We start from the raw sequence: 26,671 nt of genomic DNA, 5'->3' as shown, positions 1-26,671 counted from the left end.
AAGCGGCGCTATGCTGATGTTTTCCCAGCGAACTCAATGTGCTCAAGGAGACCCCATGTCCCGCCTTCTGTTATCCGGCCTGCTCGGCGCAGGCCTGCTGTTCTCGCTGCCGGCCAGCGCCGCCGCCGGCTGCTTTCTCTATGCCGACGGCAACGGCCAGACCCTCTCCAGCGAAGGGGATTGTTCAAGCCAGCTGCCACCCGCGTCCACCTTCAAGATCCCGCTGGCGCTGATGGGCTACGACAGCGGCTTTCTGGTGGATGAAGAGCACCCGGCACTGCCTTTCAAGCCGGGTTACGACGACTGGCTGCCCGCCTGGCGGGAAACAACCACCCCGCGCCGCTGGGAAACCTACTCGGTGGTCTGGTTCTCCCAGCAGATCACCGAATGGCTGGGGATGGAGCGCTTCCAGCAGTACGTCGACCGTTTTGACTACGGCAACCGGGATCTCTCCGGCAATCCTGGCAAGCACGACGGCCTGACCCAGGCCTGGCTCAGTTCCAGCCTCGCCATCAGTCCACAGGAGCAGGCCCGCTTCCTCGGCAAGATGGTGAGCGGCAAGCTGCCGGTGTCGGCGCAGACCCTGCAGTACACCGCCAACATCCTCAAGGTGAGCGAGATCGACGGCTGGCAGATCCACGGCAAGACCGGCATGGGCTACCCGAAGAAGCTGGATGGCAGCCTCAACCGGGAGCAGCAGATCGGCTGGTTCATCGGCTGGGCCAGCAAGCCGGGCAAACAGCTCATCTTCGTCCATACCGTGGTGCAGAAACCCGGCAAGCAGTTCGCCTCGCTCAAGGCCAAGGAAGAGGTGCTGGCCGCCCTGCCAGCCAAACTGAAAACCCTGTGATACCCAGACCGGCGCCAGGCGCCGGTTTTTTTATCCCCCTTCACCCCCGCTTCACACAGCCCCATCTCCCCTTCACCCACGACCGCCACACTCGGCTCCATCAACAAGGAGACGTGTCATGGTCAAACAGATATTCAGCCATAAGATCTTTCTGCTGCTGTTGCTCAGCCTGCTGCTGATGGTGCCGGTGCAATCCATCATGGAGCTGAACCGGGAGCGCCAGGCCTATCGCAGCCAGGCCATCCACAGCATCATGGCCAGCAGCAGTGGTCCGCAGCGACTGCTGGGGCCGGTCGTGGTGCAGCCTTATACCCGCACCGTCACGGTGGAGCAGGATGGCAAGCGCTTCGAGCGCAAGCTGCAGCTCTACCGCTACCTGCTGCCGGAACAGCTGGATGTGCAGGCCAGCATGGAAGTGACCCCGCGCAAGCTCGGCATCTACCAGGCCCAGGTCTATCACACCCGGCTCTCCCTCTCCGGGCGACTGCCTGCCGAACTGAATGGTAAGACCCTGATCAGCGGCGAACCGGATCTGACCGTCGATGGCGCCGATCCCGCCCTGGTGGCAGGCAAACCCTATCTGAGCCTGGTGCTGTCCGATGCCCGCGGCATCAACCGGGTGCCTGAGCTGCAACTGGGGGAACAACGCATCCCGTTTGCTCCCGGCGCCCTGCTGGGTGACGGGCTGGCCGGCATCCATGCACCGCTTGCCACCCTGCCGGGAGCAGACGGCGCCTTTCACATCGAGCTGGATCTGCAGGGGATGAACCAGCTGGAAGTGGTGCCGATCGGCCAGGACAGCAGGCTCAACCTCGCCAGCAACTGGCCCCACCCCAACTTCATCGGTGACTTTCTGCCGGGCAGCCGCACCCTCACCAGCAGTGGTTTCGAGGCCAGCTGGCAGAGCAGCTGGTTCGCTACCGACATGGAGAGCCGTTTCAACCGGATGATCAAGGGTGCCAGCGGCGATCTGCCTGCCTTCAGCGTCAGCCTGGTGCAGCCGGTGGATCACTACCAGCAGAACGAGCGAGCCGCCAAGTATGCGCTGCTGTTTATCGGCCTCACCTTCCTCAGCTTCTTCATGTTCGAGCTGCTCAAGGGGCTGCGGGTGCACCCGATCCAGTACGCCCTGGTGGGCATGGGGTTGGCCATCTTCTATCTGGTGCTGCTGGCCCTGACCGAACACCTCGGCTTTGCCTGGGCCTATCTGATTGCCGCCCTGGCCAGCGTGGCCCTCAACGGCTTCTACCTCAGCCATGTGCTGGGCGGCCCCAGACAGGGGCTCGGCTTCGCGGCCCTGCTCGGGCTGGTCTACGCCATCCTGTTCGGCTTGCTGCAGGCCGAGGAGATAGCCCTGCTGCTTGGCGCCCTGCTGCTGTTCGCCATCCTGGCGCTGGTCATGGTGCTGACCCGCAAGCTGGACTGGTATCGGGTGATGGGGAATGCCCCGACGCCTCCCGCCAGCGGGCAGGAGAACTGAAAACAAAACCGGCGCCATCAGGCGCCGGTTTGCATTTCATTGATCGGGCATCACTTCTTCTTGACCGGGCGAGCCCAGTTCTGGATGTGACGCTGGGGTACCCGGGTGATCACCAGCTCGTTCTCGGCCACGTCCTTGGTGATGGTGGAGCCGGCCCCCAGGGTCGCCCCCTTGCCGATGCGCACCGGCGCCACCAGCTGGGTATCGGAGCCGACGAACACATCGTCCTCGATGATGGTCTGGAACTTGTTCACCCCGTCGTAGTTGCAGGTGATGGTGCCGGCCCCGATGTTCACCTTGGCACCCACCTCGGCATCTCCCAGATAGGTCAGGTGACCGCACTTGGAGCCAACCCCCAGTCGGGCCTTCTTCATCTCGACGAAGTTGCCGACGTGGGCGTCCTGCTCCAGCACGGCGCCCGGGCGCAGTCGGGTAAAGGGACCGACCGAGCACTGATCGGCGATCTGCGCCCCCTCGATGACGGAGTAGGGCTTCACCTCGGTGTGGTCGCCGATCACGCAATCCTTCAGCACGCTGCCGGCCCCGATGCGGACGTGGTTGCCCAGCACTACCTTGCCTTCGATGATGACGTTGACGTCGATTACCACCTCTTCCCCGATTTCCAGGGTGCCGCGCAGATCGAAGCGGGCCGGGTCGATCAGGGTGGCGCCAGCGATCATCAGCCGCTCGGCCTGCATCTGCTGATAACTGCGCTCCAACTGAGCCAGCTGAACCCGATTGTTGGCCCCTTCCACTTCCATGGCATGATCCGGATGCACGGCAGCAATCGGGCAATTATCCCCGTGTGCCATGGCGATCACGTCGGTCAGATAGAACTCGCCCTGGGCATTCTTGTTGTCCAGACGTGACAACCATTGACGCAACTGGCCACCGTTGGCCACCAGCACGCCAGTGTTCACTTCGCGGATGGCCAGCTGCTCGGCATTGGCATCCTTCTGCTCGACGATGCCGACCACCTGGCCGTTGCTGCGCACGATGCGGCCATAGCCGGTCGGGTTGTCCAGCACCACGGTCAGCAGCGCCATGCCGTCGGCGGCCTTGGCGGCCAGCAGCCGCTGCAGAGTTTCCGGCTGGATCAGCGGGGTGTCGCCGTACAGCACCAGCACGTCGTCTTCGTCCTGCCAGAACGGGATGGCCTGGGCGACGGCGTGGCCGGTACCCAGTTGCTGGGCCTGCAGCACCCAGTTCAGATCGGATGCCTGGATCCGCTCCTTCAGCAGTTCGGCACCGTGGCCATACACCAGATGCAACTGCTCGGCACCGACCTTGCGGGCAGTCTCGATCACATGGGAAACCATCGGCTTGTTGGCGACCGGGTGCAGCACCTTGGGCAGGGAGGAGCGCATACGGGTACCTTTACCCGCAGCCAGGATCACGACGTTGAGAGACATAATTCGACCTTTGGAACATGAAGAAATACTCGGCGGAGTCTATCCAACGAGTAAAAAAAAAGCGACCCGCAGGTCGCTTTTTACCTCACCGTTATTAACGGTAATTCTTTTTGACGATATCGATGACCCGCAGTTGAGCCATCGCCTTGGCCAGCTCGGTGGCGGCCTGGGCGTAGTCGATATCACCATGGGAGCTGTGGATCCGCTCTTCCGCCGCGCGTTTGGCTTCCTGGGCTTTCGCCTCATCCAAATCGTCGGCACGAATCGCGGTGTCCGCCAGCACGGTCACGGCTTCGGGTTGTACTTCCAGCATGCCGCCGGAGATGTACAGCACCTCTTCAGTTCCATTCTGCTTCACCAAGCGGACCAGGCCCGGCTTGATGGCAGTCAGCAACGGAGCATGACCGTGGCGGAGACCCAGCTCACCTTCGGAGCCTGATACCTGAGCGGACTGCACGCGACCGGAAAACAGTTTTCCTTCAGCGCTCACCACGTCCAGGTGAAAGGAGATCATCTCTGCCATGGGCCCTCCTATCGAGGCTTACAGTTTCTTGGCTTTCTCGACAACTTCGTCGATGCTGCCAACCATGTAAAACGCCTGCTCCGGCAGATCGTCGTACTCGCCTTTCAGGATGCCCTGGAAACCACGGATGGTCTCTTTCAGCGGCACGTATTTGCCCGGGGAACCGGTAAACACTTCTGCCACGAAGAACGGCTGGGACAGGAAACGCTCGATCTTACGGGCACGGGCTACGGTCAGTTTGTCTTCTTCTGACAGTTCATCCATACCCAGGATGGCGATGATGTCCTTCAGCTCTTTGTAGCGCTGCAGCACGGTCTGAACGCCACGAGCAGTCTCGTAGTGCTCCTTGCCTACCACCAGCGGATCCAGCTGACGGGAGGTGGAGTCCAGCGGGTCAACGGCCGGGTAGATACCCAGTGCCGCGATCTGACGGGACAGTACGACGGTCGCATCCAGGTGGGCGAAGGTGGTCGCCGGAGACGGGTCGGTCAAGTCATCCGCAGGCACGTAAACGGCCTGTACGGAGGTGATGGAACCAGTCTTGGTGGAGGTGATACGTTCCTGCAGAACGCCCATCTCCTCGGCCAGGGTCGGCTGGTAACCTACTGCGGAAGGCATACGGCCCAGCAGTGCGGATACTTCGGTACCGGCCAAGGTGTAACGGTAGATGTTGTCCACGAAGAACAGCACGTCACGACCTTCGTCACGGAACTTCTCGGCCATGGTCAGACCGGTCAGCGCCACGCGCAGACGGTTTCCGGGCGGCTCGTTCATCTGACCGTAAACCAGAGATACTTTGTCCAGTACGTTGGACTCCATCATCTCGTGGTAGAAGTCGTTACCCTCACGGGTACGCTCACCTACACCGGCGAACACGGAGTAACCGCTGTGTTCGATCGCGATGTTACGGATCAGCTCCATCATGTTGACGGTCTTGCCTACACCGGCACCACCGAACAGACCAACCTTACCACCCTTGGCGAACGGGCATACCAGGTCGATAACCTTGATGCCGGTCTCCAGCAGGTCGTTGCTGTTGGACTGATCTTCGTAGCTGGGAGCCGCGCGGTGGATGGACCAACGCTCTTCTTCACCGATCGGACCTTTTTCGTCGATCGGATCGCCCAGTACGTTCATGATCCGACCCAGAGTCGATACACCGACCGGCACCTGGATGGATTTACCGCTATTCACTACTTCCAACCCACGACGCAGACCGTCGGAGGAGCCCATGGTGATGCAACGAACGACGCCGCCACCGATCTGTTGCTGAACTTCCAGCACCAGACCCTGGCCTTGACCTTCGCTGACAACCTTCAGTGCATCGTACACCTGGGGCACGGCATCTTGCGGGAACTCGATGTCCACCACAGCGCCGATGATTTGGACGATGAAACCGTTACTCATGTCAAATCCTCTAAACCTTTGATAACCCTTGCCTTACACCGCAGCAGCACCGGATACGATCTCTGTCAGTTCCTGGGTAATACTGGCCTGACGGGCCTTGTTGTATACCAGTTGCAGATCGTTAATCAGGTTACCGGCGTTGTCAGTCGCGGCTTGCATGGCAACCATTCGGGCTGCCTGTTCACTTGCCAAGTTTTCCACTACCCCCTGGTAGACCTGGGATTCGACGTAGCGAATCAGCAGGGTATCCAGCAGTTGCTTGGGATCCGGCTCATAGAGGTAATCCCAGTGGTGTTTCTTGGCGAGCTTGCTGTCTTCAGTTACGGGCAAAGGCAGCAGTTGATCGACTCGTGGTTGCTGAACCATGGTGTTGACGAACTTGTTGTACACCAGGTACAGCCTGTCAATCTCACCGTTGTCGTAAGCCTTCAGCATGACCTTGACTGAACCAATCAGGTCATTGACGCTCGGGTTATCGCCCAGTCCTGCGACATGAGCTTTCACCTTGGCGCCGTGCCGTTCAAAGAAGTTGGAGGCCTTGTTTCCGATCAGAGCCAGGTCAACCTTGGCTCCTTTCGCGCTCCATTGCTTCATATCATTGAGGGCAGCCTTGAACAGGTTGATGTTCAAACCGCCACACAGGCCACGGTCGGTGGAGACGACGATGTAACCCACTCGCTTGACCTCACGTTCGATGAGGTAGGGGTGCTTGTATTCCAAGTTCCCCTGAGCGATATGGCCGATCACCTTGCGCATGGTTTCAGCGTACGGACGGCTGGCAGACATGCGATCTTGCGCACGGCGCATCTTGCTTGCTGCCACCATTTCCATAGCGCCGGTGATCTTCTGAGTGTTTTTCACACTCCCGATCTTGTTACGTATCTCTTTTGCGCCGGCCATCTCTTACTCTCCATCAGGTGGCAGCTCGCGCTGCCACACACGCTTACCAGGTCTGGGTTGCCTTGAAGTCATCCAGCAACGCAGTCAGCTTGCCAACGATCGCGTCGTTGTAGTCGGCCTTGGCATTGATTTCAGCCATCAGCTCAGCATGCTGGGTATTGGCGTAAGAGAGCAGAGCGGCTTCGAAGTCGACGATCTTGTTCAGCTCGACATCGGAGAGATAGCCTTTTTCCGCGGCGAACAGCACCAGAGACTGGTGAGCCACGCTCAGCGGAGAGTACTGTTTCTGCTTCATCAGCTCGGTCACTTTCTGACCGTGGTCCAGCTGCTTGCGGGTTGCGTCGTCCAGATCGGAGGAGAACTGGGCGAATGCCGCCAGTTCGCGATACTGGGCCAGCGCGGTACGGATACCACCGGACAGCTTCTTGACGATCTTGGTCTGAGCAGCACCGCCCACACGGGATACGGAGATACCCGGGTCAACCGCCGGACGAATACCGGAGTTGAACAGCTGTGAGGTCAGGAAGATCTGACCATCGGTGATGGAGATCACGTTGGTCGGTACGAATGCAGATACGTCACCCGCCTGGGTTTCGATGATCGGCAGCGCGGTCAGGGAACCGGTCTGGCCTTTCACGGCACCATTGGTGAACTTCTCTACGTACTCGGCGTTGACGCGAGCAGCACGCTCCAGCAGACGGGAGTGCAGATAGAAAACGTCACCCGGGTAAGCTTCACGTCCTGGCGGACGGCGCAGCAGCAGGGAGATCTGGCGATAAGCTACGGCCTGCTTGGACAGGTCATCATAGATGATCAGCGCGTCTTCACCGCGGTCACGGAAGTACTCGCCCATGGAGCAGCCGGCATACGGAGCCAGGTACTGCAGAGCGGCAGCTTCGGAAGCAGAGGCAACCACCACGATGGTGTTGGCCAGGGCGCCGTGCTCTTCCAGCTTGCGCACCACGTTGGCGATGGTGGAGGCCTTCTGGCCGATCGCAACGTAGACACACTTAATGCCGGAGTCTTTCTGGTTGATGATGGTGTCGATCGCGATGGCGGTCTTACCAACCTGACGGTCACCGATGATCAGCTCACGCTGGCCACGACCGATAGGGATCATGGCATCGATGGCTTTCAGACCGGTCTGGACCGGCTGGTCAACAGACTTACGCTCGATAACGCCCGGTGCAATCACTTCGATCGGCGAGAAGCCATCGTTGTCGATTGGACCTTTACCGTCGATCGGCTGACCCAGAGTGTTCAACACCCGGCCCAACAGACCACGACCGACCGGCACTTCCAGAATGCGGCCAGTCCCTTTTACTTTCATTCCTTCTGACAGACCGTCATAGGAACCCATGATCACCGCACCGACGGAGTCACGCTCCAGGTTCAATGCCAGAGCGTAGCGGTTGCCCGGCAGCTCGATCATCTCACCTTGCATGGCATCGGCCAGGCCGTGAATACGAATGATACCGTCGCTCACAGAGACGATGGTACCTTCGTTACGCGCTTCGCTCTTGATATCAAACTGCGCAATGCGCTGCTTGATCAGCTCGGCGATTTCAGTGGAATTCAGTTGCATGCTCTAATACCCCAATCAAGATTGCAGCGCGTCAGCCATGCGATCCAGCTTACCGCGGACTGTACCGTCGATAACCAGATCACCGGCCTTGATGAGCACCCCGGCCATCAAGGACGCATCCATGCTGCAATTCAGCTTCACTTTGCGCGCGAGACGTTGTTCCAGAGAAGCCTGAATATTGGCTTTCTGCTGGTCGGTCAGTTCGATCGCCGAAATCACGTCAGCCTGAACTTCTTTATCCAGTTCAGCCTTGAACGCGACGAATTCAGCAACGACCGCCGGCAGCACACCCAAGCGACCATTCTCAGCCATCACCCGGATCAGGTTCTGACCATGCTCGTCGAGTTGCTCACCGCAGATACCGACAAAGATACTTGCCAGTTCTTCAGCAGCCACAGAGCCGTTTACCAGGTTGTGGATGGTCTCGTTCTCCGCTACTTGTGCAGCGAAGCCGAGCATCCCCAGCCACTGGTCAACCGCCTTGTGCTCAACGGCAAACTCGAAAGCAGCCTTGGCGTAGGGGCGAGCGATTGTAGTCAGTTCAGACATAGCCCCGTTCCCGTTACAGTTCTGCTACCAGTTTGTCGACGATGTCGCTGTTGGCAGCCTGGTCGATTTGACGCGCCAGGATCTTCTCTGCACCAGCAATGGCAAGAGCAGCAACCTGCTTACGCAGTTCTTCTTTGGCACGATGACGTTCAGCTTCGATCTCGGCACGGCCCTGAGCCAGGATTTTTTCCCGCTCAGAGTGGGCACCGGCAGCAGCCTCATCAATGATCTGGGCTTTACGTTTGTTAGCCTGTTCAATGATTTCTGCAGCCTGGAGCTTGGCTTCTTTCAGCTGATCGGTGGCGTTGGCCTTGGCCAAATCCAGATCTTTCTTGGCACGCTCCGCGGAAGAGAGACCGTCAGCAATGGCTTTCTGACGGGCTTCGATGGCTGCCATCAGCGGCGGCCATACGTACTTCATGCAAAACACTACGAAGATGAAAAAAGCAATTGCTTGGCCGAGGAGGGTGGCGTTGATATTCACAGCCTATGTCCTCTTAGTTAGTTAATGGGTTATGTCCGGGAGTCGTTGAGACTTAGCCAGCAACCGCAAACATCACGTACAGACCCAGACCAACGGCGATCATCGGGATCGCATCCACCAGACCCATCACGATGAAGAACTGGGTACGCAGAACAGGGATCAGGTCAGGTTGACGAGCAGCGCCTTCCAGGAACTTGCCACCCAGGATACCGATACCGATGGACGCGCCGATAGCCGCCAGACCCATCATCATTGCAGCAGCGATGTACAGCAGGTCCATGTTCAAGTTTTCCATGAGGATCTCCATTTATTTAGATGTAATTGATTGTATAAAAAGGATTATTTGAGTTGCATCAACCATGGTCTTCTTGTGCCATCGACAGATAGACGATGGTCAGCACCATGAAGATAAACGCCTGCAAAGTGATGATCAGGATGTGGAAAATTGCCCAAGGCACGGACAGGATCCACTGTGACCACCAGGGTAGCAAACCCGCAATCAGGATAAAGATCAGTTCGCCAGCATACATGTTGCCGAACAGTCGAAGACCCAGAGAAACAGGTTTGGAAATCAGCGTAACAGTTTCCAGGATGAGGTTAACCGGGATGGCCGCCGGGTGGTTGAAAGGCTGAAGCGTCAGCTCCTTCACGAACCCGCCGATACCCTTGACCTTGATGCTGTAGTACAGGATCAAGAAGAACACGCCCAAAGCCATGGACATGGTGATGTTAACGTCAGCAGAGGGAACCACACGCAGATAGGGAACACCCATCAACTGTGCAGCGTGGGGGATAAAGTCAACGGGGATCAGATCCATCAGGTTCATCAGGAAGATCCACACGAACACTGTCAGGCCCAAAGGTGCGATGACCTTGTTACGACCGTGAAAGATGTCCTTGACGTTACCACTCACAAACTCGACCAGCATCTCCACAAAGCACTGCAGTTTGCCGGGCACACCGCTGGTAGCCTTGACGGCGACACGGCGGAACGACCAGATAAACAGAGCGCCTAGCAAGACGGAAAATATCATGGAATCGATATTCACCGTCCAGAACCCAGACCCGACTTGCAGATGGGTCAGATGGTGGGAGATATATCCCTGAGGAGTCAGGACTTCTCCGGTTGCAGACATGAGTTTTCCTAATAGTGGTTGTTAAGCGTGAATGAGACTATCCACTGTACAACGAGGGCGAGGATATAAGTGGCGAAGAACGAGACGGTATCGACCTCGATCCCGGCGCCAAACATCAGGGCGAAAAGTCCTGTTGTAGTAATGAGCTTAATCCCTGCCCCACCATAAAAGTCCCGCAGAACCAGGCCCACACTCTCCTTCGTCACCTTGCGGCGCAGAACCCAGAGCGTGAACAGGGCTTGAGGAACCCAGTACATGCCCCCCCCGAAGAGGGAGGAGCGTCCGGCAAACGCACCGGTCTGGTAAAACCAGACGGTACTGATCGCCAGGATCAGGACGAGCTGACAAACGAGCATAGCCAAGGCCAGCGTTAAACCTTCCAAGGCTATTTTCTGCTTCACCAACCTACCCCTGAACATTACAGAACTGTAAAAAATCGGGATCCGAAGACCCCGCGTTTACAGCCCAAAAAGCCGGTCAAATTATACCCTTGAAGACAGCTATTGCAACATGGCAAAAATCCTTAATTTTTGCGGCTTTCCGCACAGAATTAAGGTTATGTTCATATCAAAAGGAATGGATGTTTTATTACTACAAAAAGCGTAAAAATCACGTTTCTGACAGGCCAAAATAGCCCAATACCCGGTCCAAATCCGCCAAGTTCTCGTAACTTATTACTAACTTACCGCTATCCTGTTTTCCCGGCTGAAGTTGTACCTGATTGCCAATTTTTTCTGAAATCTGGCGCTCGAGATAACCAAACTGGGGATCACGGACGGGCTCAACCTTGGCTTTTGCCGGTTCCAGCGCTTTTTGCACCAGCTTCTCGGTATCTCGCACAGTCAGCCCCTTCTGGGCCACCAGTTTCGCCAGTTCGGACTGGGCCTGGCCGCTCAGGGCCAGCAGGGCACGGGCATGACCCATGTCGAGGTCGCCGTGCTCGACGAAACGCTTCACGTCGTCGTTGAGCTGATTGAGGCGCAGCAGGTTGGTGACCGTGGTGCGGGACTTGCCCACCGCCTCGGCCACCTGCTGGTGGGTCAGTTCGAATTCGGTCAGCAGCCGCTGCAGGGCGACCGCCTCTTCGATGGCATTGAGATCCTCGCGCTGGATGTTCTCAATCAGCGCGATGGCGACAGCCGCCTCGTCAGGCACGTCCTTGACCAGGCAGGGCACCACCTCGAGGCGGGCCAGCTGGGAGGCGCGCCAGCGCCGCTCACCGGCGATGATTTCGAAGGCGTGCTCGCCGAGCGGACGCACCACGATGGGCTGGATCACCCCCTGGGCACGGATGGAGTTGGCCAGATCTTCCAGCGCATCCTGCGACATATCCTTGCGCGGCTGGTACTTGCCGGATTGCAGCCACTCCACCGGCAGCTTGCGCAGCTCGCCCTGGTTGGTCGGTGCCATGGCCTGCTCGGTGCGCTGGTCGCTCATCACCTGTTTCTGGCGCGCGGCCGTGCTGGTGCTGAGCAGAGCGTCCAGCCCCTTGCCCAGCCCACGTTTTTTCGGCGTCATATGCTCTCTCGGTCTGCGATGGTCACCTGACGTTCCTGCTCCTGACGGCGCAGGATCTCGCCAGCCAGAGCCAGATAGGCCTTGGCGCCCACCGATGATTTGTCATAGTGCATGGCCGGCGCACCGAAGCTCGGCGCCTCAGCCAGTCTTACGTTGCGGGGAATGATGGTGCGATAGACCTTGTCCCCGAAGTGCTGTTTAAGCTGATCGGACACATCATTGGCCAGCCGGTTGCGGTGATCGAACATGGTGCGCAGCACCCCCTCGATCTTCAGCTCCGGGTTGACCACGGCTGCCAGCTTGCTGATGGTGTCGACCAGGGCGGTGAGCCCTTCCAGCGCATAGTATTCGCACTGCATGGGCACCAGCACGGAGTCGGCGGCGGCCATGGCGTTGACGGTCAGCATGTTGAGAGAAGGCGGGCAGTCGATGAAGACGTAGTCGTATTTGTCCCGTACCGAGGCCAGCGCATTGCGCAGGCGGATCTCGCGGGCGAAGAATTCCATCAGCCGGATTTCGGCTGCGGTCACGTCGGCGTTGGCGGCGATCAGGTGATAGCCCCCGGAGGTTTCGGGGATGATCACCTCGCCGATGGGGGCGTCCTCGATCAGCAGCTCATAGGCGGTGCGCTCGACGTCGTACTTGTCGACACCGCTGCCCATGGTGGCATTGCCCTGCGGATCCAGATCGATCACCAGCACCTTGCGGCGGGTAGCGGCCATGGAGGCGGCCAAGTTCACACAGGTGGTGGTTTTACCCACTCCACCCTTCTGGTTGGCTATGGCGATGACTTTTCCCACACTGTCCCCTAAATGAAACTGCGACCCTATTCGGGCTGGATATGTTTGAATTCCAGCAGATGACGTTCGCCTTCCAGCTCCGGTACCACCAGTTGATGGGAGGCGACCAGATGGATGTTGGCGGGCAACTGGGCCAGCTCCTGCTCGGGGAATTGTCCCTTGAGCGCCAGGAAGCTGCCCTGGGCCGACGGCAGATGGTGACACCAGTTCAGCATGTCTTCCAGCGAGGCGAATGCCCGGCTCAGCACGCCGTCAAATCCGATCTCGGGCTGATACTCCTCGACCCTGGATTTGACCGGCGTCACGTTGGTCAAGCCCAGCTCCAGGATCACCTGGCGGATGAAGTTGATCCGCTTGCCCAGGCTGTCCAGCAGCACGAATTGCTTGTCCGGGTTGATGATCGCCAGCGGCAGGCCGGGCAGGCCCGGGCCGGTGCCCACATCGATGAAGCGCTCACCGTGCAGGTGCTGGCTCACCACCAGGCTGTCGAGGATATGCTTGACCAGCATGGCGTCCGGATCTCGTACCGAGGTGAGATTGTAAGCCTTGTTCCACTTGTGCAGCAACTCGACAAGCTGAACCAACTGGGTCTTTTGGGTATCGGTGATAACAATTCCGGCCTGCATGAGCAGGCCGTTCAATCTTTCCAGCATGTTTTGCAACGGTAGGATCCTCAGGCGGTTTTACGCAGCAGGCCGTGTTTTTTCAGATGAACCAGCAGGATGGAGATGGCCGCCGGGGTGATGCCAGAGATGCGGGACGCCTGACCTATGGTCTGCGGCTTGGCATCGTTGAGCTTGGCGATCACCTCGTTGGAGAGGCCGTTGACGTCGCGGTAGTTCATGTCCAGCGGCAACAGGGTGTTCTCGTTGCGCAGCTGCTTCTCCACTTCGTCGTGCTGGCGTTCGATGTAGCCGGCGTACTTGATCTGGATCTCCACCTGATCGGCGGCGGCCGTATCGGGCAGGGCCGGACCGACCCCCTCGATGGCCATCAGGGCATCATAGGTCACCTCGGGGCGACGCAGCAGCTCTTCCAGGCTCTGCTCGCGGGTCAACGGGGTGTTGACCAGAGCATTGACCGCCTCCAGCGACGGATGCTGCGGGTGGATCCAGGTCGAGCGCATGCGCTGACGCTCCTGCTCCACCAGCTCCATCTTGGCGTTGAACTTGCCCCAGCGCTCGTCGTCCACCAGACCCAGTTCGCGACCGATGCCGGTCAGACGCAGGTCGGCGTTGTCTTCGCGCAGCAGCAGGCGATATTCAGCGCGGCTGGTGAACATGCGGTAAGGCTCGCGAGTCCCCAGGGTGGAGAGATCGTCCATCATCACGCCGATGTAGGCCTGATCCCGACGCGGATGCCAGGCATCTTTCTCCTGCGCCCGCAGACCGGCGTTCAAACCGGCCAGCAGACCCTGGGCGGCCGCCTCTTCATAACCGGTGGTGCCGTTGATCTGGCCGGCGAAGAACAGGTTTGGAATGCACTTGCTCTCCATGTTGGCCTTGAGATCCCGCGGATCGAAGAAGTCATATTCGATGGCGTAGCCGGGACGGGTGATGTGGGCATTCTCGAAGCCGCGCACGGAACGGACGATCTGCACCTGCACGTCGAACGGCAGGCTGGTGGAGATCCCGTTCGGGTAGAGTTCGTGGGTAGTCAGGCCTTCCGGCTCGACGAAGATCTGGTGCGCCGTCTTGTCGGCAAAACGGGTGATCTTGTCCTCGATCGACGGGCAGTAACGCGGCCCAATCCCCTCGATCACCCCGGCGTACATGGGGCTGCGATCCAGGTTGTTGCGGATCACCTCGTGGGTGCGCTCGTTGGTATGGGTAACGTAGCAGGGCACCTGACGCGGGTGCTGGCTGGCGTCGCCGATGAAGGAGAAGACCGGGCGCGGATCGTCGCCGTATTGGGCCTGCATCACCGATAAATCGACGCTGCGGGCATCGATGCGCGGCGGAGTGCCGGTCTTGAGGCGATCGATGCGCAATGGCAGTTCACGCAGGCGCTGGGCGAGGGCGATCGAGGGAGGATCCCCGGCGCGGCCGCCCTTGTAGTTCTCCATCCCGATGTGGATTAGGCCGTTCAGGAAGGTGCCGACGGTCAGTACTACCGTCTTGCCACTGATGCGGATCCCGCTCTGGGTCACTACGCCTGCAACTCGATCCCCGTCCATGATCAGATCGTCACAGGCCTGCTGGAAGATCTTCAGGTTGGGGTAGTTCTCCAGCATCTGGCGTACGACGGCCTTGTACAGCAGGCGATCCGCCTGGGCACGGGTGGCGCGCACTGCCGGTCCTTTGGAGGAGTTGAGGGTGCGGAACTGGATCCCGCCAAGATCGATGGCGCGCGCCATGATCCCGCCGAGGGCATCTACTTCCTTGACCAGGTGTCCCTTGCCGATCCCGCCGATCGCCGGATTACAGGACATGTGTCCCAGCGTATCGATATTGTGGGTCAGTAACAGGGTATTCAGCCCCATCCGGGCTGCCGCTGTTGCTGCTTCGGTTCCTGCATGACCGCCGCCAACGACGATCACATCAAATTGTTCATGGTATTGCATTGGGGATCACCTTGATCTGCACGCCTGAAGATCTTTATTTGCCTGGGCTGAAGGGCGGAACATTCTATCTGTTTCACGCCCTGAGGGGAACGTCTACTTAGCGTTCAGTATGGAGGGAGGATCCACTAAATAGATCTTAAGGATCTTTAGATCGATCTTTTATTGGATCTTTTATTAGGATCCGCCACTTCTGTTGATAAGCACTTTTTGATCATAAAGATCATCGTGTTAAAGACGATCCCAGGTTGTGGAAAAGCTTGGATCCTGGCCCCGTGAACTGGGGGATAACAAGGGTTTTTATACACAGAGGCTTGCCGCTCTGGATCTCATACATGGATAACTATAGGTTTTACAGAGTTTTACACCATAGTTATACACATTTCTCGACGGCGTTGTGGGTAACGGCGTAGAACAACTTATCCGGATCCATCTGTTAATAACCTGGTGGATAGCGATCTGGGGATAAGCGGGGAGATCAAGGCCTTTTTTACCGGATCTCCCGCTCCCGTTCAGGCGATCAGTGCCAACCAGTCCCGGATCCAGCCTTCAGCGGCATCTTCCGGGATCTCGTGCTGGGTCACATCGATGTCCAGACGATCTCCAATCCGGCTGGCGCCGCACTCGGCCAGCAGTCGATCCAGCGTCTTGCCGCCCTGGCAAAAGGTGTCATAACTGCTGTCACCCAGCGCGATCACGCCATATTTCAATGTTTTAAGATCCGGATGCTGCTCGGCAAGATCCTTGGCGAAGGGCTGCAGGTTGTCCGGCACATCGCCGGCGCCGTGGGTCGAGGTGACCACCAGCAGTATGGCTTCGGGCTCGGCGAGCACCTCGGCCAGGCTAGCCGGATTGTGGATCTCGGCCTGATGGCCTGCCTGTTCCAGCAGGCTGGCGACGTGGTCTGCGACATATTCGGCGGCTCCCAGCATGGAACCGACGACGAGATTGAGTTTGGCCATGGAATGGATCCTGATTTCTGACGAAGCGAGGGAAAGCCGGATTCTACCGCCAAAGGGTGTGGATAAATATGGATAAAGCTTGGGGATAATGGATCCTCGGTGCTTTTTGCCCCTCAATGGGGATCCCCGACGCTCCGTTGACGCCTTCTTGCCGATTGGCAGAAAAAGATCGGCTCCCCCTCTTCATATGCTGCTCAATCGACGCCTTGATACGTTAAGTAACAATGCAGATGCAAATGATTAGCAATTATTGAATCGATTCGATCATGGCTCCTGTAGTAGCATGTCGCTGCTTTATTCGCCTGAGGAACCGGGCTACCGGCATGACCGGGCACCAATAATAAGAAATCAGAAACAACTCATTGATATTTGAGACACTTACTATGATTGCGCAAAAAGACACCCCCATCGCAGCAATGCGAAAGAGAGGCGCACAGCAACTGTTGCCGCTCTCCTGCCTGTTGGCCAGCCTGCCCGTGCTGGCGGCCGAACAACCGAAAGAACTGCCCAAGGCCAGCGAGACCATGGTGGTCACCGGCACCGCCATGAAGGTGGAAGTGCCGATGGCCGAGACGCCTCGCGCCGTCTCCGTGGTCAACCGCGAGGACCTGGATCAGCACGCCGTGCAGCAGCTTGACGAATCCCTGCGCTACCGCTCCGGCGTGCTCAGCGGCCTCTATGGCTCCGACAACAATACCGACTGGTTCAAGGTGCGTGGCTTCGATGCCGCCTCCTATCTGGACGGCAACCGCCTGTTCGGCACCGGTTACTATGTCTGGACGCCAGAGCCGTTCGGCCTGGAGAGCGTGGAAGTCCTGAAAGGGCCGGCCTCGATCCTCTACGGCGAGGCGCCTCCCGGCGGCGTGATCAATGCCATCAGCAAGCGGCCGACCGCCACCCCGCAGGGGCTGCTGGATCTGCAGCTGGGCAGCCGGGATCACCGCCAGATCGGGGTGGATGTCTCCGATGCGCTGACCGACAACAGCCGCTACCGCATGGTTGCTCTTTATAAGGAGCGTGACGGCGTGCTGGATGGCACCTACAACGATCGCGTCTATCTGGCGCCGAGCGTGACCTTCGATCTCTCGGATCGTACCAGCCTGACTCTGCTGGCCAGCTTCCTGCACGACGAAGGGGTGCCGACCAACGGCTTCTTCCCGGTTTACGGCACCCTCAATACCAGCGGTGGCCAGATCGATCCCAGTACCAACCTGAGCCAGCCGGATTACGATCGCAACCGCAACACCCAGATCTCCACCGGTTACGAGCTGGCCCACCAGCTCAACCAGACCTGGGAGTTCAAGCAGAACGTCCGCTTCAACTACAACGATCTGCTGCTGCGCCAGACCTATATCTTCCCGACCTATGAAGGCACTACCGCCTTCCGTGGCCTGGTCTATCGCGATGGCACCACCAAGAGCGCCACCATGGACAACCAGATGGTGGGTTACTGGAACACCGACAGCACCGAGCAGACCCTGCTGCTGGGGGTGGATCTGCAGCGCCATGTCAATGAAGGCCAGGAAGCCGACAACTACGGCATGGGCTCCATCAATACCATGAACCCGGATTACAGCGGCTTCCCCGGTTTTGATGAATCCACCGCCACCCACCAGAAGAGCACCAAGGGCCAGAGCGGCCTCTACGCCCAGCACCAGATCCGCTGGGACGATCGCTGGTTGCTGACCGGCGGCGGTCGCTTCGACTACGTGGAGACCCACAACATCAGCGAAGCCAAGGGCAAGAACGAGAAGCAGTATGATCACGAGCTCTCCCTCTCCGGCAGCCTGATGTACTTGGCCGACAACGGTCTCTCTCCTTATATTGCCTATGCCGAGTCGTTCGAGGTGCTGCCAGGTATCGACCCCAACACCAGCCAATCCTACAAGCCGCTCAAGGGCACCCTGTACGAGACCGGTGTCAAGTACGCGCCAAGCTTCCTTGATGGCTACATCAACCTGGCCCTGTTCGATCTGGAGCAGACCAACTCGCTGGTCTCCACCGGTTCCGGCCAGCAGACCCAGGCCGGTGAAGTGACCTCCCAGGGCATCGAGCTGGAAGGGAGCGTGCAGGCTACCGAGGCGCTGCGCCTGACCGCCGCCTACACCTATACCGATGCCAAGACCAACGACACCGGCAAGGGTGATCGCCGTGCCAGTCTGATCCCGCGCCACCAGGCCTCCTTCTGGGGCAACTACAAGGTGCAGCAGGGTCCGGTCTCCGGTCTGGAACTGGGTAGCGGCGTGCGCTACGTCGGCTCCAGCGTCGGCATCGGTGCCGTGAATGCGGACTACACCCCCATCTATGGCTCGGCCGAGGTGCCGGCCCATACCGTGTGGGATGCGATGATCGGGTATGACTTTGCCAAGAACTGGCGGGCTCAGCTCAACGTCAACAACCTGCTGGGTGATACCTACGTGGCCAGCTGCGACTACTACTGCTACTACGGCGAGCCGCGCAGCGTAGTGGGCAGCATCAACTACCGCTGGTAATCGAAGTCGGGCGGGAACCGGGTTCCCGCCCTTCTTTTCACCTGCAGTTGCTCTGCTTTCTCTGGAATACCGGTCCGTTATGGAACTCTTGTCTCTGGTTTATCGCCAATATCGTTGGCCCTTCATCGCCATTACCCTGCTCAGCCTGCTCAGTGCCGTCAGCGGGATTGGTGTCATTGCCTTTATCAATCAGTCTCTCGTCGAATCCGTCGGCGATCCGCTGCCGGTGCTCGGTCAGCTGATCGGCCTCATTTTATTGCTGCTGGTGATCACGCTCGGCTCTCAGCTGGCGCTGACCACCCTCGGCCATCATTTCGTCTACCGGCTGCGTGGCCGCCTGCTCAAGCAGTTGCTGGATACCGATGTCGCCCGCCTGCGCCAGATTGGCCAGGGGCCGCTGCTGGCCTCCCTCTCCAGCGACATCGGCCAGATCACCATCGCCTTCGTGCGCCTGCCGGAGCTGGTGCAGGGGCTGGTGCTCACCCTGGGGTCGGCCCTCTACCTCGGCTGGCTGTCGCCGGCCCTGCTCGGCGTCACCACCCTCTGGGTCACCTTCACCATGGTGGTGGGCTGGCTGCTGGTGAACCGGGTCTATCGCCATCTCTCCCACATGCGTCAGGCCGAGGATCGGCTCTATCAGAACTATCAGGCCATCATCGCCGGCAGCAAGGAGCTGGCGCTCAACCGCGAGCGGGCCCACTTCGTCTACCACCAGCTTTATCAGCAGAATGCGCAGGACTATCGGGAGCAGATCATCCGTGCCGACACCTATCACCTGAGCGCGGTGAACTGGTCGAATATCATGATGCTGGGGGCCATCGGTCTGGTCTTCTTCCTGGCCAACGGGCTGGGCTGGGCCGATACCCAGGTGGCCGCCACCTTCGCGCTGACCCTGCTGTTCTTGCGCACCCCCTTGCTGCAGGGCATTGGTGCCCTGCCGACCCTGCTCTCCGCCCAGGTGGCGTTCGACAAGATAGCGGCGCTCAATCTGGCCGCGCCGGACGCCGACTTCCCGCTGCCGTCCGCGCCCCGCGCCTGGCAGCGCATCGAGTTGGAGCAGGTGAGCTTTCACTATCAGGGGGAGGGCGGCTTTGCCGTCGGCCCTATCGATCTGGTCATCGAAAAGGGGGAGCAGATCTTCATTATCGGTGGCAACGGCTCCGGCAAGTCGACCCTGGCTATGCTGCTGACCGGCCTCTATCAACCGGTATCGGGCCGGATCCTGCTGGATGGGGAGCCGGTCACTGATCGCAACGCCTATCTGGCGCTCTTCTCCGCCATCTTCACCGACTATCACCTGTTCCAGCACCTGCTGGGGCCGGAACCCAAGGATGAGCTGGTGGCCGAGTGGCTGGAGCGGCTGCAGATGGGCAGCAAGCTCACCATCGAAGATGGCTTCATCGCCGATATCGACCTCTCCCAGGGGCAGCGCAAGCGAGTCGCCCTGCTGCTGGCGCTGGCCGAGCAGCGCGAGGTGATGCTGTTCGACGAGTGGGCTGCGGATCAGGATCCCCAGTTCCGCCGCATCTTCTATCAGCTGCTGTTGCCGCGCCTGAAGGAGATGGGCAAGACGGTGATCGCCATCAGCCACGACGATCTCTACTTCTCCCAGGCCGACCGGCTGCTGGAGATGCGCCAGGGCCGGCTCAGCGAGCTGACCGGCGAGCGGCGCGAGCAGGTGAGCCGCGATGCGGTCGCCCATCTGGATTGTGACTTGAATGCAGAGGTGCCGGTTTGAACCCGGCCAACAGGAACCGCTTATGTTTGAGATGAAATCAGCCAGCTTCGCGGTCAATGACCGCACGCTGCTGCACCCCACCGATCTCTGTTTCGAGCAGGGCAAGGTCTATGGCCTCATCGGCCACAACGGTTCGGGCAAATCCACCCTGCTCAAGCTGCTGGCACGCCAGCAGCCGCTCAGTGACGGCGAGATCCGGTTCGATGACAAGCCGCTGCCGGCGTGGGGGGCACGCGACTTCGCCCGTCAGGTGGCCTATCTGCCCCAGCATCTGCCGAGCGCCGAAAACCTGCTCGGGCGGGAGCTGGTGGAGATGGGCCGCTACCCCTGGCGCGGCCTGCTGGGCCGGATGGGGGTGGAGGATCACCGCCAGGTCGAACGGGCCATCACGCTGACCCATACCGAACGCTTTGCCGACCGGCTGGTGGATACCCTCTCCGGCGGCGAGCGGGGGCGGGTCTGGCTGGCCATGCTGCTGGCCCAGGAGAGCCGTTTCATCCTGCTGGACGAGCCGCTGGCCGCGCTGGACGTGGCCCATCAGGTGGAGGTGCTCACGCTGGTCAAGCAGTTGAGCCGTCAGCTCAAGCTCGGGGTCATCATCGTCATTCACGACATCAACATGGCCTCCCGCTTCTGCGATCGGCTGGTGGCGCTGCACTCCGGCCGCCTGCTGACCCACGGCGAACCCGAGCAGATCATGACCGGCGAGACCCTGCACGCCATCTATGGCATCCCGATGGAGGTCATTCGCCACCCGGCCCATGACCACGCCATCGCCATCGTTTAGATAAGGCTTGTTATCTCGATGCTCTTATTCAAGAAAGTTGGCTGGTTCTGCTGCCTCTTGGCTCCGCTCATGTTGCAGGCCGAGCCAGCGATGCCTGCCGCTGCAGACCTCCCTCAAGCCGATGCAGTGAAGTCGGTACCCCGTATTGCCACCGTCGACTGGACCATAGCCGAAACCCTGCTAGCGCTCGGGGTGACGCCGCTGGCGGTGGGAGATGTCGGCTCCTACCGCGCTTGGGTCGGCGAACCGCTGCTGCCGGCCGCCGTGGTGGATATCGGCCAGCGCGCCCAGCCCAACCGCGAGCTGCTGGCCGAGCTCAAACCCGATCGCATCCTCATTTCTCCGCTGGCGGCCCCGCTGGCGCCGACCCTCTCTCGCATCGCGCCGGTGCAATCCATCGCGCTCTACGAGCCGGATGCCGATCTGTGGCAGCGATTGCACGAGGCGACCCTGACCATAGCCGCGCTGGTGGACAAAGCCACTGAGGCCGAGCAACTGCTGGCCAGGCTGGACCAGGATTTGGCGCAGATGCGGGCCACATTACCCGAAGATCTGCCGCCCCTGCTGGTGGTGCAGTTCATCGATGAGCGCCATGTGCGAGTATTTGGCCGCCACAGCCTGTTCGAGGCGGTGATGCAGCGGCTCGGCCTGCGCAATGGCTGGCAGGGGGAAACCAATGCCTGGGGCTTTGCCGTGGCCAGCCTGGAGCAGTTGATGGCGCTGCCGCAAGCGCGACTGGTGGTGGTCGATCCGATCCCGGTCGGGGTGAGCGAGCGGCTGCAGGAGCCCGGTCTGTGGCAACAGCTGCCACAGGTGAGGGCGGCGGCCGTGCTGCATCTGCCCGCGGTGTGGAGTTTTGGCGGCGTGCTGGCGGCGCGCCGCTTCGCCGTGCAGTTGAGCACTGCGCTGCAGCAGGATGGGCAAAGCGGGGAGGGGCTGCTATGAACCGGATTTTTCCGTCGCCGCTGCGACTGCCTGTCAGCCTGCTGCTGGGGCTGACGCTGGTGCTCGCCGGTTGGGAGCTGGCCGGTCAGTTGCCGGTGGCGCGTTGGCTGGCAATCCTGCTGTCGCCAGATCTGACCGATGCCAGCCAGGCGGTGGTCCACTTCAGCTGGCTGCCGCGCCTTGCCATCTGCCTGCTGGCCGGCGCCGCCCTCGGGCTGGCCGGCACCCTGATGCAGCAGGTGCTGCGCAACCCGCTGGCCTCGCCCACCACTCTGGGGGTGGCCTCCGGCGCCCAGCTGGCGCTGATGATGGTGACCCTGTTTGCTCCCTCCTGGCTGCTGCTGGGGCGAGAGTGGATCGCCATGGCCGGTGGCAGCCTCGCCATGGGGCTGGTGTTTGCCCTGGCCTGGCGTCGCCAGCTCAATCCGGTGGTCATCGTCTTTGCCGGGCTGGTGATCAACCTCTATCTGGCGGCCATCAGCATGGGGCTCCTGCTGTTCTTTCAGGAGGAGCTGAAAGGCTTGCTGGTGTGGGGCAGTGGCTCGCTGGTGCAGAACAGCTGGAGCGGGGTGAGCTACCTGCTGCCCCGTCTGCTGCTGGCTGGCGTGCTGGCCGCGGTGCTGGTGCGCCCGCTGGCGGTGCTGGAGCTGGACGATGCCAGCGCCCGCAGCCTGGGGGTCTCCCTTCAACACCTGCGTTTCGCCGGGCTGGGGCTGGCGGTGTTCGTCACCGCCTGCGTGGTGAGCGTGGTGGGGCTGATCGGCTTCATCGGGTTGGCGGCGCCCGCCCTGGTGCGATTGCTGGGGGTAAGAAAACTGGCCCTGCGGCTGCTGTGGGCCCCGGTACTGGGCGCTCTGCTGCTGGCTGCCACCGATCTGCTGCTGCAATCCCTGAGCCGCAGCGGCTCTGTGCTCATCCCGACCGGTGCCATGACGGCCCTGCTGGGGGCGCCACTGCTGCTGTGGCTGATTCCGCGCCTGGGCATCAAATCGGGCACGCCGAAGGCGAATGCCTCCCTGCTGTTGGCCCGCCACCCGGCGCCGGCCCGCCTTGTCGGCCTGATGCTGATGGGGCTGGTAGTGGCGGTGATCGCCTCCCTGCTGTTTGGACAGGGGATGGACGGCTGGCACTGGCCGAGCTGGCTGCGCTGGCAGGCCCAGCTGGAGTGGCGGCTGCCGCGCACCCTGGCGGCCGGTGCGGCGGGCGTGCTGCTGGCATTGGCGGGCACCCTGCTGCAACGGGTCAGCAGCAACCCCATGGCGAGCCCCGAGCTGCTGGGGGTGAGTGGTGGCACCTTCATGGGGGTAATTGCCACGGCGCTGCTGCTGCCCGCCCTGCCGCTGCCCATGATGCTGGCCGGCGGCCTGCTCGGTGCCTTCGGTTGTCTGTTGCTGTTGCTGCTGGTCAATCGCAGCCACGGCTTCCAGCCGGAGCGACTGCTGCTCTCCGGCATCGCCATCACGGCGCTGTTCGAGCCGCTGCAGGCCATCGCGCTGGCCAACGGTGACCTGCGGGTGCAGCAACTGCTCTCCTGGATGTCCGGCTCCACCTATTACGTCACCCTGCCGATTGCCGGCGGGCTGGTCGTGCTGGCGCTGACGCTGCTGGCAGCCTGCCTGCTGCTCAGTCGCTGGCTCGATCTGCTGCCGATGGGGCCGGCGGTGGCCGCCGCGCTCGGCATTCGGCTCAACCCGGCCCAGCTCGCCATCCTGCTGCTGGTGGCCGTGCTGACCGCCAGCGCGACCCTGGTGGTGGGGCCGCTCTCCTTCGTCGGTCTGCTGGCGCCGCACATGGCCAAGCTGATGGGGCTGGTGCGGGCACGCTGGCATCTGCTCGGTGCCGCCGTCTCCGGCGCCCTGCTGATGGTGTCGGCGGACTGGATTGGCCAGCAGATCCTGTTCCCGCAGGAGGTGCCGGTGGGGCTGGTCTCCACCTTGTTAGGGGGCGCTTACTTCATGTGGTGCCTGCGCCGCCTCTAGGTTGGTGGATGAAAAATGCGCAATAAAAAGCCCGGGATGAACCCGGGCTTTTTATTGTTTGCCGAACCGACTTACTTGCCGATGCAGAATGTAAATAATTTATTATCTTCAATATGTTAGTGACTTTTCGGGGGCCACTTGGGGTAAAAGTAACTAAAACAGCATATTGAGAGGCCGCTCACGGGTTTCTGCCATCGTGCAGCGTTCCCACATAGTCCATTCTCGATCGTGCAGCCTTCCCATATGAATCAACGCGATGCCACCACACGCAGTCAAAGCCGCCTTTTAAGTGAGTTTTGAACATATTTTGAACCGACTATAGCACCGTCCGGAACCTGGAAAGCCGCTTTACTCTTCGAACCGTGCAAGTTTCCCATAGGTAGTTTGGCTAACCGTGCAGTCATCCCACATACCGCCATTTTAATCCCAGCCCTTTATCAGCCTGGCTGAGCGGGCTTTTAGGCCCTCTAGAATGGTGCTGCTGATGGTATCGGGGAAGCCTGCTGGCAATTGCTGTGTAACGCGCTCAATAACATCATCAACGGAGTTGGCCAGTTCTGTCAGGATCTCTTCCATAGCAGAACGCTCAAATCCCACAGCTTTCGCCGTTTGGAAGAAATGACGCGGGAATATCTGCTCAATGGCGTACTTCTTTCCCTTGCTGCTTGCTAGGCCCATAGCGAGCTTGGCGTCCCTTCGGTTGAGGCCTCGGCCGCCAAATACTGGATAGACAGATAGGATGTCGTAAAAAGGGGTCAGGCGAAAACGCCCTTCCGGCTCAATAAAGACCGAGAAGTTTTTTGCATGGCCATCGGTGGCCGCCAGCAGCCAGAACAGGACCTGAGATTTCATGAATAGGTAGCGATCCTGTTCTGGTGTCGCAGAGCCCAGCAAGGTTTTCATGATGTCAGTGATCCCCGGTCCTCCATGGTTCTCGTATTTCCGTGCTGACGGAACATTCAATACCTGACAGAAATCTTCTTGGGGAAGGCGCATGATCCAACTGCGATCGGCAGCGTAACGTCTGTCGAAGCGTTCCACAGCCAGTGCTTTGACCTGGCCAACCTGCATCATGAAGCAGTGAGGTACGGGTAGACCAAACTCCTTGGCAATCAGAGTGCAGAGATATTCGTTTTCTACGCTCTGGGAGAGGTCTATCGAGTAGGAGTGGCTTTCAATCTTGCCGATAGGGAGTTTGATTATGTGGGTTGTCGGCGTTGCATTGAGTGGCAAGTACCAACGGCCATCGAGATAGAGCAGTGCAGTCTTTTCTTGCGCCCCGGCGATAGAGATCCGGAACTCCTCTTGCTCCCTGACCATCCCCAAAGGGATTCCTGATTTGTAGCTGGTCAGGATCTGCTCGAGCTCGTCATCGGAAAGTGCCTTGTAGTCGATTCGCCTGACATCTGGAACATCGTGCCCTTCGGTAACCAGCTGTAATGCCCCTACGCTATCCTGGCCAATGCAACTGAGCAGATCGAAGGGCTGGGTTGATGCCGCTTGATAGCGTGCTACAACCCTGTTTCTCACCTCCGTATTATCTGGCAGCAGGTTGTCGAAGAAGTTATAGGCTTCATCGCCCCGGTAGGTCTGATGGCGCAATGGCATGGAGAGTGAGATCGGACGGCTGCCCGGTTGTGCTAGCCATGACTCATGGTACTGAAAATGATGGGCGCCGCTGGTAGTTTTGGTGAATGTGCCTACCCGATAGCCGTTCATATAGACAGCCAGATTGGCCATTACCACTCCTCCTTCCAGCCCGATGCCGGACTCTCGGATGACTCATTGCGGGGTTTGATATCCACTGACAACTCGAGTGCCGCGAGGATCTTGAACAGGGTCTCCAGCTTGGTGGACTCAGGGTTGAGCTCGAAGCTGGAGACTGTGTCTTGCCTAATCCCTACTTTCTCGGCCACTTTGCCTTGAGAGAGCTTTTGAGAAAGCCTGGCATCCTTGATACAGGCGCTCAGCTGCTTGGCGCTGGTTACTTTCATGATTCGACAACCTGGTAGCGTGCCTTCTTCCAATTTACACGCTATGGCAGGTATATCAATATTTACCTGTTATAGGAGGTAAATGTAACTTACACGCTGTAGGCGGTATCTAACATTTATCCCCTATAGCGGGTAAGAGAACAGCAGACGGGGAGATTACCAAGCCATGGGGTAAAGAACTGCCGCGCTACGCTTGGCTGCTGGCTTGTTCGGTGAGTCGAAAAGATGACTCACCTCAAAGCCCAGCTTCTGTAGATTTCCTCCTTTGGCATCCCATTCAGCAGATCAGGAATGGTGAGCAACGTCGCTTAAATACTCAAATACAACTCAAAAGCGACTTTGTGATGACGGATCACACTTAAAGTTTGTGCTGTCAGATCAAAAGGCTATCGAAAGGTTGTGTTTCGATCGTCATGTGGTGGTTCTAAAAAGGTATACCCCATTAAAACCACTTAATACCCTCTCGAAAATCATATTGAAACCACTTATATTGTGTCGTTTTCAGAAGACGGCTGCACTGAACGTCAGAAGCCGACTGCACTATAGCAGCGGAGGGGTTGGATCCATCAG

The 26,671-nt window shown here is 59.5% G+C and carries 24 protein-coding genes; 7 read left to right on the top strand and 17 right to left on the bottom strand.

The annotated features are described in order from the left end of the window. Positions 1–55: 55 nt before the first annotated feature. Positions 56–850, top strand: coding sequence for an OXA-12 family class D beta-lactamase (gene blaOXA, locus OKC44_RS21695; protein ID WP_270815062.1), 795 nt, complete (start codon positions 56–58; stop codon positions 848–850). A gap of 118 nt (positions 851–968) precedes the next feature. Next, on the top strand, positions 969–2,330 hold the full coding sequence (gene creD, locus OKC44_RS21690) for a cell envelope integrity protein CreD (protein ID WP_270815060.1): 1,362 nt from the start codon (positions 969–971) through the stop codon (positions 2,328–2,330). 50 nt (positions 2,331–2,380) lie between these two features. Here the strand turns inward: creD and glmU are convergent, their stop codons facing one another. The 15 genes from glmU to mioC form a co-directional block, all read right to left on the bottom strand. Beyond that, the gene (glmU, locus tag OKC44_RS21685; protein ID WP_270815058.1) at positions 2,381–3,742 is read right to left on the bottom strand and encodes a bifunctional UDP-N-acetylglucosamine diphosphorylase/glucosamine-1-phosphate N-acetyltransferase GlmU; all 1,362 of its coding nucleotides are present in this window, start codon (positions 3,740–3,742) and stop codon (positions 2,381–2,383) included. 94 nt (positions 3,743–3,836) lie between these two features. After that, positions 3,837–4,265, bottom strand: a complete 429-nt coding sequence (locus tag OKC44_RS21680; RefSeq protein WP_005307217.1) for a F0F1 ATP synthase subunit epsilon — start codon at positions 4,263–4,265, stop codon at positions 3,837–3,839. Positions 4,266–4,283: 18 nt separating this feature from the next. After that, on the bottom strand, positions 4,284–5,672 hold the full coding sequence (atpD, locus tag OKC44_RS21675) for a F0F1 ATP synthase subunit beta (protein WP_005307215.1): 1,389 nt from the start codon (positions 5,670–5,672) through the stop codon (positions 4,284–4,286). A 33-nt stretch (positions 5,673–5,705) separates the two neighbouring features. Beyond that, a complete protein-coding gene (atpG, locus tag OKC44_RS21670) occupies positions 5,706–6,572 on the bottom strand; it encodes a F0F1 ATP synthase subunit gamma (RefSeq protein ID WP_011707909.1) in 867 nt (288 codons plus the stop codon). A gap of 43 nt (positions 6,573–6,615) precedes the next feature. Then, a complete protein-coding gene (gene atpA, locus OKC44_RS21665) occupies positions 6,616–8,157 on the bottom strand; it encodes a F0F1 ATP synthase subunit alpha (RefSeq protein WP_011707910.1) in 1,542 nt (513 codons plus the stop codon). Between the two features lie 15 nt (positions 8,158–8,172). Further along, entirely contained in the window at positions 8,173–8,706 is a 534-nt protein-coding gene (gene atpH / locus OKC44_RS21660) for a F0F1 ATP synthase subunit delta (protein WP_011707911.1), read from the bottom strand. 13 nt (positions 8,707–8,719) lie between these two features. After that, positions 8,720–9,190: a F0F1 ATP synthase subunit B gene (gene atpF, locus OKC44_RS21655; RefSeq protein WP_011707912.1), complete on the bottom strand. Its 471-nt coding sequence runs from the start codon at positions 9,188–9,190 to the stop codon at positions 8,720–8,722. 52 nt (positions 9,191–9,242) lie between these two features. After that, on the bottom strand, positions 9,243–9,485 hold the full coding sequence (gene atpE / locus OKC44_RS21650; RefSeq protein WP_005307205.1) for a F0F1 ATP synthase subunit C: 243 nt from the start codon (positions 9,483–9,485) through the stop codon (positions 9,243–9,245). 58 nt (positions 9,486–9,543) lie between these two features. Beyond that, the gene (atpB, locus tag OKC44_RS21645; protein ID WP_011707913.1) at positions 9,544–10,326 is read right to left on the bottom strand and encodes a F0F1 ATP synthase subunit A; all 783 of its coding nucleotides are present in this window, start codon (positions 10,324–10,326) and stop codon (positions 9,544–9,546) included. A gap of 8 nt (positions 10,327–10,334) precedes the next feature. Next, a complete protein-coding gene (locus OKC44_RS21640; RefSeq protein WP_017410469.1) occupies positions 10,335–10,745 on the bottom strand; it encodes an ATP synthase subunit I in 411 nt (136 codons plus the stop codon). A 190-nt stretch (positions 10,746–10,935) separates the two neighbouring features. Next, positions 10,936–11,844 (bottom strand): ParB/RepB/Spo0J family partition protein, encoded by a 909-nt coding sequence (locus OKC44_RS21635; RefSeq protein ID WP_270815056.1) that lies wholly within the window; start codon positions 11,842–11,844, stop codon positions 10,936–10,938. After that, positions 11,841–12,644 (bottom strand): ParA family protein, encoded by an 804-nt coding sequence (locus OKC44_RS21630; RefSeq protein ID WP_011707916.1) that lies wholly within the window; start codon positions 12,642–12,644, stop codon positions 11,841–11,843. The genes OKC44_RS21635 and OKC44_RS21630 overlap by 4 nt, the downstream gene beginning before the upstream one ends. Positions 12,645–12,670: 26 nt before the next feature. Then, a complete protein-coding gene (rsmG, locus tag OKC44_RS21625) occupies positions 12,671–13,297 on the bottom strand; it encodes a 16S rRNA (guanine(527)-N(7))-methyltransferase RsmG (protein WP_044801258.1) in 627 nt (208 codons plus the stop codon). Positions 13,298–13,317: 20 nt separating this feature from the next. Next, complete coding sequence (gene mnmG / locus OKC44_RS21620) at positions 13,318–15,207, bottom strand: tRNA uridine-5-carboxymethylaminomethyl(34) synthesis enzyme MnmG (RefSeq protein WP_044801119.1); 1,890 nt, start codon at positions 15,205–15,207, stop codon at positions 13,318–13,320. Between the two features lie 509 nt (positions 15,208–15,716). Then, positions 15,717–16,166, bottom strand: coding sequence for an FMN-binding protein MioC (mioC, locus tag OKC44_RS21615; protein WP_029302499.1), 450 nt, complete (start codon positions 16,164–16,166; stop codon positions 15,717–15,719). A 383-nt stretch (positions 16,167–16,549) separates the two neighbouring features. Between mioC and OKC44_RS21610 the strand changes: the two genes are divergently transcribed. From OKC44_RS21610 to fhuB, 5 genes are all read left to right on the top strand, one after another. Beyond that, positions 16,550–18,658 carry a TonB-dependent siderophore receptor gene (locus OKC44_RS21610; RefSeq protein ID WP_049046340.1) on the top strand — a complete coding sequence of 703 codons (2,109 nt, stop codon included), beginning with the start codon at positions 16,550–16,552 and terminating at the stop codon, positions 18,656–18,658. A gap of 79 nt (positions 18,659–18,737) precedes the next feature. Then, positions 18,738–20,396, top strand: coding sequence for a multidrug ABC transporter permease/ATP-binding protein (locus OKC44_RS21605; protein WP_270815051.1), 1,659 nt, complete (start codon positions 18,738–18,740; stop codon positions 20,394–20,396). A 22-nt stretch (positions 20,397–20,418) separates the two neighbouring features. Further along, complete coding sequence (locus OKC44_RS21600; RefSeq protein WP_270815048.1) at positions 20,419–21,183, top strand: ATP-binding cassette domain-containing protein; 765 nt, start codon at positions 20,419–20,421, stop codon at positions 21,181–21,183. Between the two features lie 18 nt (positions 21,184–21,201). Beyond that, the gene (locus tag OKC44_RS21595) at positions 21,202–22,128 is read left to right on the top strand and encodes an ABC transporter substrate-binding protein (RefSeq protein WP_270815047.1); all 927 of its coding nucleotides are present in this window, start codon (positions 21,202–21,204) and stop codon (positions 22,126–22,128) included. Continuing rightward, positions 22,125–24,107: a Fe(3+)-hydroxamate ABC transporter permease FhuB gene (gene fhuB / locus OKC44_RS21590; protein WP_270815044.1), complete on the top strand. Its 1,983-nt coding sequence runs from the start codon at positions 22,125–22,127 to the stop codon at positions 24,105–24,107. Before OKC44_RS21595 ends, fhuB begins: the two co-directional genes overlap by 4 nt. A gap of 420 nt (positions 24,108–24,527) precedes the next feature. Here the strand turns inward: fhuB and OKC44_RS21585 are convergent, their stop codons facing one another. Together OKC44_RS21585 and OKC44_RS21580 are read right to left on the bottom strand one after the other, a co-directional pair. Further along, complete coding sequence (locus tag OKC44_RS21585) at positions 24,528–25,847, bottom strand: type II toxin-antitoxin system HipA family toxin (RefSeq protein ID WP_047437768.1); 1,320 nt, start codon at positions 25,845–25,847, stop codon at positions 24,528–24,530. Next, complete coding sequence (locus OKC44_RS21580; RefSeq protein WP_017410478.1) at positions 25,847–26,101, bottom strand: helix-turn-helix domain-containing protein; 255 nt, start codon at positions 26,099–26,101, stop codon at positions 25,847–25,849. The genes OKC44_RS21585 and OKC44_RS21580 overlap by 1 nt, the downstream gene beginning before the upstream one ends. Between the last annotated feature and the right edge of the window lie 570 nt (positions 26,102–26,671).

The sequence above is a fragment of the Aeromonas sp. S41-2 genome (assembly GCF_027705845.1).
Lineage (GTDB): Bacteria > Pseudomonadota > Gammaproteobacteria > Enterobacterales > Aeromonadaceae > Aeromonas > Aeromonas hydrophila.
Note: the sequence above shows the minus strand (reverse complement) of the source record. Positions and strands in the feature narration are given on the sequence as shown.